Genomic DNA, 14,375 nt, shown 5'->3' with positions numbered 1-14,375 from the left:
AAATCCTAACTAATTATACTAATCTATATTTACTGTTTTTTTAGTTGCTTTTGCTACTGTTTTTTTAATGTCGCTGTTTACAGGAATTTCAAAAGTTGTTGAAATGATGTAAGCCTGCTGTGTAGCATGCTGTTTAGCATAACCTGTTGCCGTACTGCTGCTTTCTTTTCTTGAAATTACATCGATACCAGACAGGGCTGTTTTTCTTAATCTGCGTAGCAAATAAGGCCATGCGCCCATGTTCTCTGGTTCTTCCTGCACCCAAACCACATCTTCTGCATTGGTGTATTTTTTATATACAGCTTCCATTTGTGCAACCGGAGTTGGATATAACTGTTCAACTCTTACTAAAGCCACTTCTTCATTCTTGTTATTTTTTTGTGCTTCAAGTAAGTCATAATAGATTTTACCAGAACAGAAAACCACGCGTTTTACTTTTGCCGTTTTAACATTTACATCATCGATCACTTCTCTAAAACCGCCGCTGGTAAACTCATCAAGCGGACTTACACAAAGTGGGTGACGCAATAAGCTCTTAGGACTAAATACCACCAAAGGCTTACGGAAATCGCGTTTAAACTGACGGCGTAAAGCATGGAAAAAGTTTGCAGGTGTTGTACAGTTGGTAATCTGCATATTGTAATCTGCACAAAGTTCCATAAAGCGCTCTATACGTGCTGATGAGTGCTCAGGCCCCTGTCCTTCATAACCATGAGGTAACAACATTACCAAACCGTTTTCTCTTTGCCATTTGGTTTCGGCGCTGGCTACATACTGATCTACCACAATCTGTGCTCCGTTAAAGAAATCGCCAAACTGTGCTTCCCAAATAGTTAGTGCATTAGGGTTAGCCATAGCATAACCATATTCAAAACCTAATACGCCATACTCAGACAAGTGCGAATTGTAAATATCAAAAGGTGCCTGTTGATCTGAGATATGGTTTAACGGTGTGTATTCTTCTTCTGAGTCTTCTAACGTTAATACCGCATGACGGTGCGAGAAAGTACCACGTTTTACATCCTGACCGCTAACGCGTACACGTTTACCTTCTGAAAGTAAGGTGCCGTATGCCAATTGCTCGCCCATTGCCCAATCAAAAACATGGGTAGAAGTAGCCATTTTAAGACGTTCTTCAAATAACTTTTCAATTTTTCTAAAGAACTTCTTGTTACTTGGAAGTGTAGCAATACGTTTAGCTATTTCAAGTAAGGTGGTTTTCTTAACTGAAGTATCTGGCGATTGATCAAAATCTTTAGCTGTAGCCAATCTCATATCTGCCCAGGCGCCACCAAATTTAACGTCGCTTAAACTGGCTGAATATTCCTTAGCTTCATCCAAACATTTTTGCAAGTGTGCTTTAAATTCTTTCTCTAAATTCTTGGCCCCATCTGCATCTAATTTTCCTTCTTTGATCAATTGCTCTACATAGATTTTTAAAGGGTTTGGATGTTTTTCTATGGCTTTGTATAATAAGGGCTGCGTGAATTTTGGTTCATCAGACTCATTGTGGCCATAACGACGGTAGCATAAAATATCAATGAATACATCATTCCTGTATTTCTGACGGTATTCCATTGCTAAATTAATGGCATACACCAAAGCTTCAACATCATCTCCGTTTACGTGGAAAACAGGTGAAAGTGTAACCTTGGCAATATCTGTACAGTAAGTACTTGAACGGGCATCTTTATAGTTGGTGGTAAAACCAATCTGGTTATTGATTACCAAATGGATCGTACCTCCGGTTTTATACCCGTCTAAGCCTGCCATTTGAATCACTTCATATACGATACCTTGACCGGCAACAGATGCGTCACCATGAATCAATATAGGAGCAAGACGACTGTTATCGCCTCCATATTTAAAATCTATTTTAGAACGCGACATCCCCTCTACCACACCGTTTACAGTTTCTAAGTGAGAAGGATTTGGACATAAACTTAAATGTACATTTTTACCTTTATCGGTAGTTACATCTGTAGAATATCCCAAGTGGTATTTTACGTCGCCGCCAAAAGGTGTTTCAGGGTTATAGCTTTTCCCCTCAAACTCGGCAAAAATATCTTTATAGCTTTTTTGCATGATATTGGCCAACACATTTAATCTTCCTCTGTGCGCCATACCCAATACAAATTCTTCGATACCTAAATCGGCTCCTTTTTCAATAACAGAATCTAAAGCTGGAATTAAAGCTTCTGCTCCTTCTAAAGAGAAACGCTTTTGTCCTAAGAATTTAGTCCCTAAAAAGCTTTCAAAAACAACAGCCTCATTTAATTTCTTTAAAACTCTTTTCTTTTCGTCTAAAGATAATTTAGGTGCGTTGCGATCAGCTTCCATTTTTTGCTCAAGCCATGACAACACTTCTGGTGTACGTAAATATTTGTACTCTACACCAATTGGGCCACAGTAGGTTTGCTCTAAAAAGGCAACAATATCTTTCAATTTGGCCGGACCTATGCCTAACTCTACGCTTGAGTTAAAAACAGTTTCCAGATCATTTTCTGCCAAACCAAAATTCTCTATAGCTAGAGTTGGTAAGTGCTTACGTCTTTCTCTTACTGGATTGGTCTTTGTGAATAAATGCCCTCTCTGACGATAGCCGTTAATTAAGTTTAATACGTTAATTTCTTTTAAAAAGTGCTCCGGTGCTTCGCTGGCAATATTTCCAGCATCTGCACCACGTCCAAAATCAAAGCCTTCAAAAAATTTTTGCCAGCCAAAATCTACTGAATTAGGATCTTGCTGATAGCTTTGATATAATGCTTCTACATACTCGGCATTTGTGCCATTGAGATAAGACAAACTATCCATTTATTTTTTTATATTCTGTTACTACAAGTAATGCAAAATTAGAATTTTACCTTTACAAAAGACAAGAAACTTAACATTTATTCAATATGTAAGAAAACTTATACTTTTATGCTCTAATTACGAGTCTGCAAGTAAAGAAAAAGTGCGTTTAGGCACAAGATTTTTCAGCTGTTTTTCGAAGTCAAAGTTCCCGTTCAATTTTGCATCATTCCCTACTCCGGCAATGCTGGCCCAATTGCCCCAATTGCTGGCCGGGCAATAATCAACCAATACCTCTTCAAAATACCAGGCGCCCAATATCCATAATACGTTAAGTTCATGGATAAGATAAGTGGCTACAAGCTGTCGGCCCTGGTTGCTGATAAAACCTGTATTTTTAAGCTCTTGCATGTATTCATTCACCAAAGGCTGATCTGTTTTGCCTTCTTTCCAGTTCTGTAGAGCTATACTATCGTTAACCTGTACCGGTGGCGTATCAACTTCTTCTTTACCGAAACCTCCGGTTCTAAAAAAAGCATTTCCATACTTTTTGAACATAAAGCGATAATAATCTCTCCACAGTAAACCTAATACAATCTGACTGTAAAAAGGTTTTGATCCGTGGATACGTTCTGCCTCTTTAATTTTCCAGTAAACTTCTCTTGGCGATAAACAGCCTAAAGAAAGCCAGGGCGATAGCGTAGAAATTACATCTACTTTTTTTGCCATAGCGGCAGTCAATTCTAAATTTTCGCTGGTATGTAGATAATTGTAAAGATGAGTTAGTCCCTCTTGCTCGCCGCCTTTAAAATCGTTACCTTTTGCAAGTAGCGAAAAATCTGCTAATGGTAAAAGTTCTTCGGCCTCCGGAATTTGACCCCAATCGGCCACCTCTACAAATTGAATGCTTTGCGGTGTAAGAAAGCAAGGTTTTACAACTGCATCTCGTTCTGTTTTTTTCTTGAACTGCGTAAATACATCAGGAATATCTTTAACCGGAAATGGAAGATCTTCTTTGTTGTAAAGCGTGTGGCCTATAAAATGCTTTAGGTTAAGTTTCTGCTTCCATAAAAGGTCTTCTACTTTAGAGCTCAGCAGGGTTTCTTCGCTGGCAACCTCGCGATGGTGGTACACTTCTGCAATGTCATATCTCAAAGCTAGCTCAGGCAACAACTCTTCGGGTTTACCTGTAAGCACCAAAATATTGCCATTTAGTTTTTTAAAGGAATCTCTTAAAGAAGTAACACTCTCTACCAAAAACCTGGTTCTGAGTAAACCTGTTTTGCTGGTAAAATAAGCTGTTTTTTCAAAGTGGCGTGGGTCAAAAAAATAAACCGGTAAAATCTCATCCGACTTCGCAATTGCTTCTGTTAACATTTCGTTATCATGCAAACGAAGGTCGTTTCTAAACCAAACCAAAATCCTTTTGCCCATATCCTTAAGCTATTGAAATAATAACTTGCAATTTGCTAAAAATTAGCACGAAAACCGGATTTACAGCACCATTTTTACATAGCATTAACATTACGTTAATCATATTATTGGGCTTAGCCGTAAATTAGAATGAGCAGTACTAAATCAGCTTGTTTATTTTTAGCCAGTTGGTAAGCCGCTCAAACCAGTTATCTGGTAAATTTTTATTACCTAAACCAAATCCATGACCTCCGGTAGCGTAAATATGCATTTCTGATGGTACACCTTTTTTGGTTAACGCTTCATTGTAAGCTATACTGTTTTTTACCGGAACCGTAGCATCATTATTGGCATGCACCAAAAATGTAGGTGGGGTTTGTTCTGTAACCTGCAATTCGGCAGAAAAATATCGCTTTTGTTCTAAGGCCGGTTCTTCACCCAGTAAATTATTCAGCGACCCTGCATGTGTAGGTAATACAAAACTGATCAAAGGATAGATCAGTATGGTAAAATCTGGTCTTAAGCTAATGTTTCCACTGTTTTCAATTTTAGCATCACGGTAATGAACGCTCAGGTTAGCTGCAAGATGACCTCCGGCAGAAAAACCTATAACCCCTATTTTTTCAGGATTAACACCCCAAATTGTTGCATTTTTTCTAACCAGGTACATGGCCTGCAAAGCATCTTGCAAAGGCCCGGCGGTTTTATCCTGCATAATGGCACTATTAGGCAAACGGTACTTTAAGACAAAAGCTGTTATACCCAATTCATTCAATTTCTTTGCAACGGCATAACCTTCTTTTTCTATGGAAAGAAAACCATAACCTCCACCCGGGCAAATGATTACGGCTGTACCATTAGCCTTAGCTGGCTGATACACCACTAATTCAGGCTTACTCACCCTGCTTAATTTCAATACTCCATTATTATCGGTAAGCGTTTCTTCCGTATAATTGGCGGGAACAGGTCTTGCTCCAGGCACCGCTGCGCCATACAAGGGTAATCTTTGTTGCGCTTTTACGCCTATCATAACTGAAAATAAAATCAATAGTGCAATTTTTTTCATGGCCTGTTACCGTTAAAATTCCATTAAGTATGCTTTGAGAAATTCGTTTATTTCGCCGTTCAATACGGCATCAGGATTAGAAGTCTGGTAATTGGTTCTATGGTCTTTTACCCTTCTGTCATCAAGCACATAACTTCTGATCTGCGAACCCCATTCTATTTTTTTCTTGCTGCCTTCTATGGCCGCAGTAGCTTCCATGCGTTTACGCATCTCTATTTCATATAATTGAGATTTCAACAAGCGTATAGCATTTTCTTTATTTTGTAATTGCGATCTCGATTCCTGGTTTTTAATAATGATACCCGAAGGTTTATGGTATAAACGCACTGCTGTTTCTACTTTGTTTACATTTTGACCACCTGCACCACCCGATCTGAAGGTTTCAAATTCAATATCCGAAGGGTTTACTTCTATTTCTATCGTATCATCAACCAAGGGATAAACATAAACCGAAGCAAAAGAGGTATGACGACGGGCATTTGAATCAAAAGGCGAGATACGTACCAAACGATGCACACCATTTTCGCCCTTTAAATAACCATAAGCAAACTCGCCGCTAATTTCTAAAGTAACTGTTTTTACGCCGGCTACATCTCCTTCCTGGTAATCCTGCTCTGAAACTTTATATCCGTTTTTTTCTGCCCACATGATGTACATGCGCATAAGCATGCTTGCCCAATCGCAACTTTCGGTACCGCCAGCGCCTGCCGTAATCTGCAAAACAGCATTGAGCTGATCTTCTTTGCTATTGAGCATATTTTTAAGCTCAAGCTCTTCAGTAACAGCTAAAGCAATTTTATATTGTTCCTCTACTTCTTCTTCAGAAGCATCGCCACTTTGCATAAAATCATACAACACGGCTGTATCTTCTATAGCATTATTTGCTTCAGCATATCCGGTAGTCCATTTTTTCTTCAGGGCAATTTCTGCTAATATTTGCTCGGCACGTTTAGGATTATCCCAGAAATTGGGATCAAGTGTTATTTTTTCTTCTTCGCTGATCTGATAAAGTAATTCATCAACGTCAAAGATGCCTCCTCAGAGAAGCCAGTCTATCTCTTAAATCTTGTAACTGTTCTTTAGTCATAGCTACAAATATAAGTCAATATGGCAATTAGTTGCGTATTTAGTTGAAATGATGCCTATTAAGGCAATTATACGGCTTTTTTATACCAGATAATGAAACCCGTAAGAGGTAGCGAACAACCAATTAGGCATACAATAAAATAGAAAATGATACCTTTTAATCCAAAAATCTCGCCGGTATGGAGGGGTTTAGCCAGTTCAGTAAATTGTTTGTTCAAAGGTTTTTGCGTAAAAAGATGTAAGGTTTTAAAGTTGCCTTCTTTATCAAAAGATATTTCATCTGGCAATAAAGCTCCTAGCCAGTTTTGGCTGTTGTTCTTCTGCACCACATACCTCGGATTTTTATCATCGGGCAATTGTAATGACAGTGTACCTTCATGTGGGAGCTTTTCTTGCGTAAGATTTATAATTTGATCCAAAGACACCGGCCTTACATCCTTTAAGGTATGGATTTCATTTTGCCGATCCAGCATATCTTTTAGAATGTCATTAAAAGCAGTTTCATCTGCCTTGCTTGCAGCACCATTCGCGTTACCAATAGATTGACCTCCTAAACTTACAATTAAACTGTTTTTTACCCAGGGATAGGTAACATACAAGCCCGTTAAGGCTATAAATAACAGAAAAATGGTACTGTAAAAACCTAATGTATTGTGCAAATCGTAATTAACCCGGTAAAATCTGGCTTTCCATTTTACGGTCAATGCTTGCTTAAGCTGCTTCCATTTTTTTGGCCACCATAATACCAAGCCTGAGAACAGTAAAAAGACAAACATCAATACCGCAGCACCTACTATTTGCCTGCCTGCATCGCCAAGTAATAGGTTTCTGTGCAACTCCAGAACGGTTTCAAAAAAAGTATTAAAACTATGGCTTGCAGTGCCAAGTTCTTTACCATTATAAGGATGGATATAAATTGTACGGACTTGTTGTTTGTTATTGACATTGCTGTAAGCAACAATGTAGCTTCTCTTTCTGCTTTCAGGAATGATAACAGACCTCAACACTTTTTCTTCAGTTTTGAGGCGATTATTTATTTGATCGAGAGAAATTTTGGGAGTTCCAGTCTCTGCATGTACAAAAACTTTATCTCGATTGTACAGATCAAAAAACTGATTTTTAAAAGCATAAATGCATCCGGTAAAGCATACCAGCATTACAACTATACCCGATAGCAGGCCCAGCCATAAATGCAAAATGCCCATTGCGTATTTAAAGAATGATTCGTTTTTGCGTTTACGCCGTAATAACGACCTGAACAATTTCTTCATTTCTATTTCTACTCAATGGGCTATGATCAATTTTATTTTTTATCCTCAAACGGTGGTGTTACCGCTTTTACAATTTCTTGGTATTTGGCAAACTGTTCATCGCTAAGTACTTTTTTTAATGCTTCTTTACGCTGATCATCGTATTTAAACCAGTATTCTCTTGCCAGTCCATTGTTGCCATGGTAAACATCGTGTGCATCTGAGAAAGATTTTTCAAAAGCATTGTTTACCGCTTCCAAAGCCTGGTACTGCTGATCGTTTAAAGCCAATTCTGTTTTAAGCTGTGCTAACAGTTCATCTGTATAACGAGGTCTTTTTCGTGAATTCTTATCTACATAAGTATTGAATTTGATCAGATCCTCGGCACTTAAGAATGCCGACATTTCTTCGCTTTGCTGCTTACGCAATGCCTCTAGCTTAGTTAAAAAACCTATTCTGTCAAACTGTGCGCCTTCTCCTCCGCTTGCAGTTCTGGCCTCAGCTGATAGCTTTTTATACTTATCAGCAACTTCATCAAATCGTTTTGATTGTTCGGCAGTTAAAGTGAGCTCACTTTTGATCTGGTTGTAATCAAGACCTTTGCCTTGTTTCTTTTCTTTACACGAAACCATTAACACGGATCCGATCAATAATGCAAATAATATTTTCTTCATGGTTGTATCTTTTAGTGTGGGCAAATATATATTTATTATTTTTAATTATTCTAAATAAAAATAATATCAGCTAGAATACCACTAAACTTCTACGCACTTTATGCGGATTAATGCCATAATAAGATTTATACGCTGTGGAGAAATGCGTGGCATATTTAAAGCCTACTTTAGCGGCTATTTCTGCTAAGCTACAATCAGAGTTGTGCAACATTTCTTTGGCCTTATTCATTCTCAGTTTAAAAAAATAACTGATTACTGATGTGCCATAGATCTGTTTAAAATATACTTTCAGATAAGTTGGATTGCTGTTTATACATTGCGCCAGTTCTTTTAGGGTAAAAGGATGTGCCAGGTTATTTTCTAATAATAATCTTACTTCTTCCATTTTTTCTGCTATACTACTTTGCTTTGGTTCCTGGTTATTTAGCCTAAGCAGTGTTTCATTAAAAAGATGGTAGATAAATTCTTCGCTTTTTAAATAAAGGAGTTTTTCCTTAAAGCAGGTATTGCTCTGGTAATAGTTGATAAAATCTGTCAGGATAAATTTAGTCTGCTTTGAAAGCTGTTTCATTAAACCATTAAAAGAAAATTGATGTGTTAAGTCTTGGTTCATCTTGAAAATTTCCTTATTCAGTTTAATCACAAGCACAGATACATTTTCGTGATGTGCCTTAATTTGTATCTCCGAAGGTTTGCCTGCACAATAGGCTTCCAGAAAACCTAATCTTTCTTCTCTTTCGGTATCATTAAAAAGTAGGGAAATACGACTTACAGTTAGGTTAATGATAAAACAGCATTCTTTTTCAGTTACCTGAATAACCTCATCAATCCGGTAATTTGCATGCAATACTTCATAGTTAACCCATAAGTGATATGGGCCTGTACTGTAAGTATTCTTTTGTTTTGTCTTGCTTTTAACCAGATCTGTATCCATTCTTATCCCATTTATCAAAAAAGACCGATTTCGTAATTTTTTCGTCCGCATGCGTTACCAATGCTACATATAAACGTTATACTTTTGTCGCAAATCTAGTCTTATTTTTATTTAATCTAAACAAAAATAACATCATGTTTAAAAAATTACTGTTTATATTTTCTTTGATGTGCGCTTTAACTGCTTCTGCGCAACAGCAATCCAATATCGAAGGTTTGGTTAAAGATCTTGATGGAAAACCTGTGGCCGGTGCAACGGTTAACCTAGCGCATCACAATATGGCCACCTCAACCAACGCCAATGGTGAGTTTAGCTTAAGCGGAGTAAATTATGGCCGCCAGACCCTTATTGTATCAAGTATTGGCTTTATTAGCGAACAGGTTGTGGTTAATGTTAGCGCAAATACCAGAAAGGTGTTTGTAAACCTTCGTTCTAAAGAATCAGACCTGAACTCGGTAGAGGTTTTTGGCAAAAGAAATGCTCAGCCCAAAGGTTTGGAATCAATTACCCGTTTACCTTTAAAACCCTCAGATCAGATACAGAGTATTTCTGTGATTTCTAATAAGGTAATTGAAGAGCAGGGGGCATTAACACTTACAGATGCTGTAAGAAATATTCCGGGCGTTACACTTTTTGGCAGCTACGGTGGGGTAAAAGAATCGATGTCAACTCGTGGCTTTAGGGGTGTTCCAGTACTTAAGAACGGGGTACGCATGGATTCGCAATTTCAAACCGCTTCGGGCGTGGTAGATATGCAAGGTGTTGAATCTATACAAATGATCAAAGGTTCTGCCGCCATTACACAGGGTGTAATTACAGATCTTGGTAACGCTGGTGGTGTGATCAATGTAGCTACCAAAACACCAGACTTTATCAATGCTGGTCAGGTAGGCATACGTGCCGGAAGCTGGGGACAATTTCGCCCTACTTTTGACATACAATCTAACCTGAATATCGACAATACCGTAGCTATCCGTTTAAACGGCGCTTATGAGCGTGCCGACAGTTACCGCAAAGGTTTAAGCAGCAATCGCGTGTATTTTAACCCTTCATTGGCCTGGAGAGCTTCTGAAAAAACCTTGATTACTATTGAAGGCGATTATTTTAATGAAGACCGTACACCAGTTACTTCGGCTGTTAATCTTAATCCATCGCAAGGTGTTAACGCACTCTATGTATTACCCAATGATAAGTTCTTAGGTTTCAGCTCTGACAATACCAATACCAAAATGAATAGTTTTATGGCAAGAGTAGATCATCAGCTGGATAATAACTTTAAGTTACGTGCTGCCTTCGCAACTTCTAACTATATGGTAGATAATCTTTCTACTTCTGTTTCTCTTTTGAGCAAATACACCGATTACGACATGTTCTCAAGATCCATGTCTAGGAGTGCCAGAAAAGACAAGAACACCACCTTACAGTTAGACCTGATCGGGCAGCAGTTATATACCGGACAGATCAAACACACTATACAAACGGGTATAGATTACCGTATAGCTGATGCCAATACCACCAGTTATACAGGTACCCTAAAAGCACTTGCAAATGGCGTAACTCTAGCCAATACAAGCGTTATCGATACCATCAATGTATTTGGAAATTACACTAATGATCTTAAATCTGTGGTATATAAAGATAAATCAGACCTTATAAGAACGGGTAAAAGCATAGGTTTTGTAGCGCAAAACCCGGTAGCTGCCAATTACAATGCTTTTGGTGCTATGTTTCAGGATGTAATAGAGTTTAACAAATACCTTAAAGCAGTTATAGGCTTAAGATATTCGCAGATCATTACGCCAGATTATACCTCAAACGGACAGAAAACAGGCTCGGCATGGAATCCAAGCGCAGGTGTAATTATAACGCCTAAAGAAAACTTTAATGTTTTTGCTTCTTATACTAACTCTACAAGTTTACGTTCTGAAGCCAATTTAATGAGCAATGGCGAAAAAATTGGCCCTTCTGCTACGCAACAGTTTGAAGGCGGGATTAAATCAGACTGGCTCAATAACCGTTTAAGATTTAACCTTACTTATTTCCATATTTATACCTCAAACTTATCTAATACCGAATATGTACCGGGAACCAATCAAACTACAGGTTATTATTTTAAAGCAGGTGATCTTGTACGCGATGGTATAGAAGCAGAGCTGAACGGACGTGTATTAGAAAATTTAACAGTGATGCTGGGTTATGCTTACTTAGATGCCCGTTATAAAAATTCACCCTCATATGTAAATGGATCAGCACCGATGAATGCACCAAAACATACCGGAAACGCATGGATCCAATATGTATTCAATGAAGGGAATTTAAAAAATCTGAGCTTAAGTGCTGGTTTCTATTATGTAGGCAAACGCCCGGTAAATGAATTTAGTTTAACGCCAGACGGGCATGGTAATTACGGAGGTACAGCACCTTTTGATATGCCAGCTTATTCTACTTTAAATGCTCAATTAGGTTATAAAATGAAGCGTTTTGATGTTAAACTGTTCTTAAACAATTTGACCGATGAAGTAGGTCTTAATTCTTATTTCAGAGGTGGGTACATCAATCAGATCGATCCAAGAAACTATGCTGCAGCGCTTTCGTATAGGTTTTAGTTAATGTGTTAATGGAGAAGGCTGCCCGGATCGGGCAGCCTTTCTTTTTTTAAAAAATGTCTTTCAGCTTGTCCATTAAGCCACCACCCTGCTGTTCGCCAGAATTGTCATCTTTCTTCCCAAACATTCCCAGTACATCGTTCATATCAAATTTTCCATCTGCCCCACCTGCTACTTTACCTAATATATCCTGAAAATTAAAGCCTCCGCCATTTGAACTGGCAGCACCGCTAAAAAATTTAGATACGATCATAGGAATTAAGGAAGCGCCTATATTCTTTGCGGTATCACTATTGATACCCAGAGCGCCTAACTTATCCGTAAAATTTGATGTAGCATTTTGCACTACTGAACTTGCCCCTCCCTGACTAAGCGATTGTATCATTTCTGAAATATTACCTCCGCTTAACTGGCTTTGCAAACTATCGATAATTGAGCCCGAAGCTGCTTTAATTACGGCTTCATTTTTTTCATCAGGTACGGCATTATTGTTAACTACCAGCTCCTGAGCATTATCTCTAACCAATTGTTCCAGATTTTCAAACATACTTTTAATTAATTTTAAAAAATTAAACCCTTATTTTAATTATACCAAACAATAAACCAATAGTGGTTTATAATTGTTTGTAAGATGGTAAATTGTATTTTTGTTTAAAGCAAATCTAAAGTCTTATGCTACCTAAAGTTAATTTTACCAAAACACAGGCCTATAAGTATCTAACCAGTCATTTTCTGACCTTAACCCATGATCACACCATCAAAAGCCTTTTTGAGAATGATCCGGACAGATTCAGTAAATTTTCAATCACATTTGAGGATATCTTATTTGATTATTCTAAAAATCTGGTCAATGCCGAAACTATAGCTTTGCTTATACAGCTTGCTCGTGAGTGCAAATTAGATGCCGCGATAAAAGCCATGTATGAGGGAGAAAAAATTAACGAAACAGAAAACAGGTCTGTTTTGCATATTGCTTTAAGAAATACAACCAATACACCCATATATGTTGACGGTAAAGATGTAATGCCTGAAGTAAATGCCGTACTGGCAAAAATGGAAAAGTTTTGCCATACAATTATTTCAGGAATCTGGAAAGGTTATACCGGTAAAGCAATTACCGATGTGGTAAACATTGGCATAGGTGGATCTGACTTAGGACCTGTAATGGTTACAGAAGCTTTAAAGCATTATAAAAATCATTTAAATATACATTTTATCTCTAATGTAGATGGTACCCAACTGGTTGAAACCTTAAAAAGCTTAAATCCTGAAACAACTTTATTTTTGGTAGCCAGTAAAACATTTACCACTCAGGAAACCATGACCAATGCCCATAGCGCACGCAATTGGTTCTTGGAAAATGGTGCAAAAGAGGCAGATATTGCCAAACATTTTGCAGCCCTGAGCACTAATGAAAAAGCTGTCGCCGCTTTTGGTATCGATATTGAGAATATGTTCGAGTTTTGGGATTGGGTGGGCGGACGCTACTCTTTATGGAGCGCCATAGGTTTATCTATTGCGCTAAGCATTGGCTTTGATCATTTTAAACAATTACTGGCAGGCGCACACGCCACAGATCAGCATTTTAAAACCACACCTTTTGAAGAGAATATTCCTGTTCTAATGGCACTCTGCGGTGTTTGGTATATCAATTTCTTTAATGCCGAGACGCATGCTATATTGCCTTATGACCAATACCTACATCGCTTTGCAGCCTATTTTCAGCAAGGTGATATGGAAAGCAATGGCAAACATGTTGATCGTAACGGCGAGGTAGTTTATTATGAAACCGGACCGGTAATTTGGGGAGAACCCGGCACCAATGGCCAGCACGCTTTTTATCAACTGATACATCAAGGTACTCGTATCATCCCTGCCGATTTTATTGCTCCGGCACAAACTTTAAATCCTGTGGGCGATCATCATCGCATTTTGCTTTCTAACTTTTTTGCGCAGACCGAAGCTTTAATGAATGGCAAGAGTGAAAAAGAAGTACGTAAAGAGCTTAAAAAAGCCGGACATACAGATGAAGAAACAGAACGTTTGGTTCCTTTTAAAGTTTTTGAAGGAAACCGACCAACCAATTCTATCTTATTAAAGAAAATTACCCCTCATAGTTTGGGCAGTCTGATTGCTTTATATGAGCACAAAATATTTGTACAGGGCATTATCTGGAATATTTTCAGTTTCGACCAATGGGGTGTGGAACTGGGTAAACAACTGGCACAGAAAATACAGCCTGAGCTGAAAGATAATTCGCTTGTAACCTCGCATGATTCTTCTACCAATGGTTTAATTAATCAGTATAAAGATTGGAGGTAATTTTAATAGCCGAATTGTTAAGTTGTTTGTAGCTAAATCTGCAAGTCTAAACGCAAAGCCAACAGTTTTCTCCTGCTTACTGCAGAAATGTTGTTTACAAAATAAGAGTGACAACTATATCTTGCCCCAGCACGCTTAATTTTTAATCGCCAATAGTTGATTTAGAGCCAACTATTGGCGATTTTTATTTATATCATATTTTTCATTTTATTTTTTTTCAAGACCAGGCAA

At 38.0% G+C, this 14,375-nt stretch carries 10 protein-coding genes; 2 read left to right on the top strand and 8 right to left on the bottom strand.

Going from position 1 to position 14,375, the window contains the following annotated elements:
• Positions 1-18 precede the first annotated feature (18 nt).
• From MMF97_RS05670 to MMF97_RS05640, 7 genes are all read right to left on the bottom strand, one after another.
• Positions 19-2,814: a 2-oxoglutarate dehydrogenase E1 component gene (locus MMF97_RS05670; RefSeq protein ID WP_243360451.1), complete on the bottom strand. Its 2,796-nt coding sequence runs from the start codon at positions 2,812-2,814 to the stop codon at positions 19-21.
• 117 nt (positions 2,815-2,931) lie between these two features.
• Positions 2,932-4,227 (bottom strand): DASH family cryptochrome, encoded by a 1,296-nt coding sequence (locus MMF97_RS05665; protein ID WP_243360449.1) that lies wholly within the window; start codon positions 4,225-4,227, stop codon positions 2,932-2,934.
• A 139-nt stretch (positions 4,228-4,366) separates the two neighbouring features.
• Positions 4,367-5,272 (bottom strand): alpha/beta hydrolase, encoded by a 906-nt coding sequence (locus MMF97_RS05660; RefSeq protein ID WP_243360448.1) that lies wholly within the window; start codon positions 5,270-5,272, stop codon positions 4,367-4,369.
• A 12-nt stretch (positions 5,273-5,284) separates the two neighbouring features.
• Positions 5,285-6,359, bottom strand: a protein-coding gene (gene prfB, locus MMF97_RS05655; protein ID WP_243360446.1) for a peptide chain release factor 2 whose coding sequence is annotated in 2 segments (ribosomal slippage) — positions 5,285-6,298 and positions 6,300-6,359 — 1,074 coding nt in all. Because the reading frame shifts where the segments join, the coding sequence is not laid out codon by codon here.
• Positions 6,360-6,426: 67 nt separating this feature from the next.
• On the bottom strand, positions 6,427-7,629 hold the full coding sequence (locus tag MMF97_RS05650) for a PepSY-associated TM helix domain-containing protein (protein ID WP_243360444.1): 1,203 nt from the start codon (positions 7,627-7,629) through the stop codon (positions 6,427-6,429).
• Between the two features lie 32 nt (positions 7,630-7,661).
• Positions 7,662-8,282 (bottom strand): hypothetical protein, encoded by a 621-nt coding sequence (locus MMF97_RS05645; RefSeq protein WP_243360442.1) that lies wholly within the window; start codon positions 8,280-8,282, stop codon positions 7,662-7,664.
• A 70-nt stretch (positions 8,283-8,352) separates the two neighbouring features.
• Entirely contained in the window at positions 8,353-9,216 is an 864-nt protein-coding gene (locus tag MMF97_RS05640; protein WP_243360440.1) for a helix-turn-helix domain-containing protein, read from the bottom strand.
• A gap of 134 nt (positions 9,217-9,350) precedes the next feature.
• On the opposite strand from MMF97_RS05640, the gene MMF97_RS05635 reads away from it, so the two are divergent.
• Positions 9,351-11,822: a TonB-dependent receptor gene (locus MMF97_RS05635; protein WP_243360438.1), complete on the top strand. Its 2,472-nt coding sequence runs from the start codon at positions 9,351-9,353 to the stop codon at positions 11,820-11,822.
• A gap of 49 nt (positions 11,823-11,871) precedes the next feature.
• Here MMF97_RS05635 and MMF97_RS05630 read toward each other — a convergent pair whose 3' ends face one another.
• Positions 11,872-12,369: a hypothetical protein gene (locus MMF97_RS05630; RefSeq protein ID WP_243360436.1), complete on the bottom strand. Its 498-nt coding sequence runs from the start codon at positions 12,367-12,369 to the stop codon at positions 11,872-11,874.
• A 125-nt stretch (positions 12,370-12,494) separates the two neighbouring features.
• Here MMF97_RS05630 and pgi point away from each other — a divergent pair, with 125 nt between their 5' ends.
• Positions 12,495-14,144: a glucose-6-phosphate isomerase gene (gene pgi, locus MMF97_RS05625; RefSeq protein WP_243360433.1), complete on the top strand. Its 1,650-nt coding sequence runs from the start codon at positions 12,495-12,497 to the stop codon at positions 14,142-14,144.
• The last annotated feature ends 231 nt before the right edge of the window (positions 14,145-14,375 follow it).

The organism is Pedobacter montanisoli (assembly GCF_022809115.1).
In the GTDB taxonomy this organism is placed as follows: domain Bacteria; phylum Bacteroidota; class Bacteroidia; order Sphingobacteriales; family Sphingobacteriaceae; genus Pedobacter; species Pedobacter montanisoli.
This window is presented reverse-complemented; position numbering and strand designations above follow the sequence as displayed.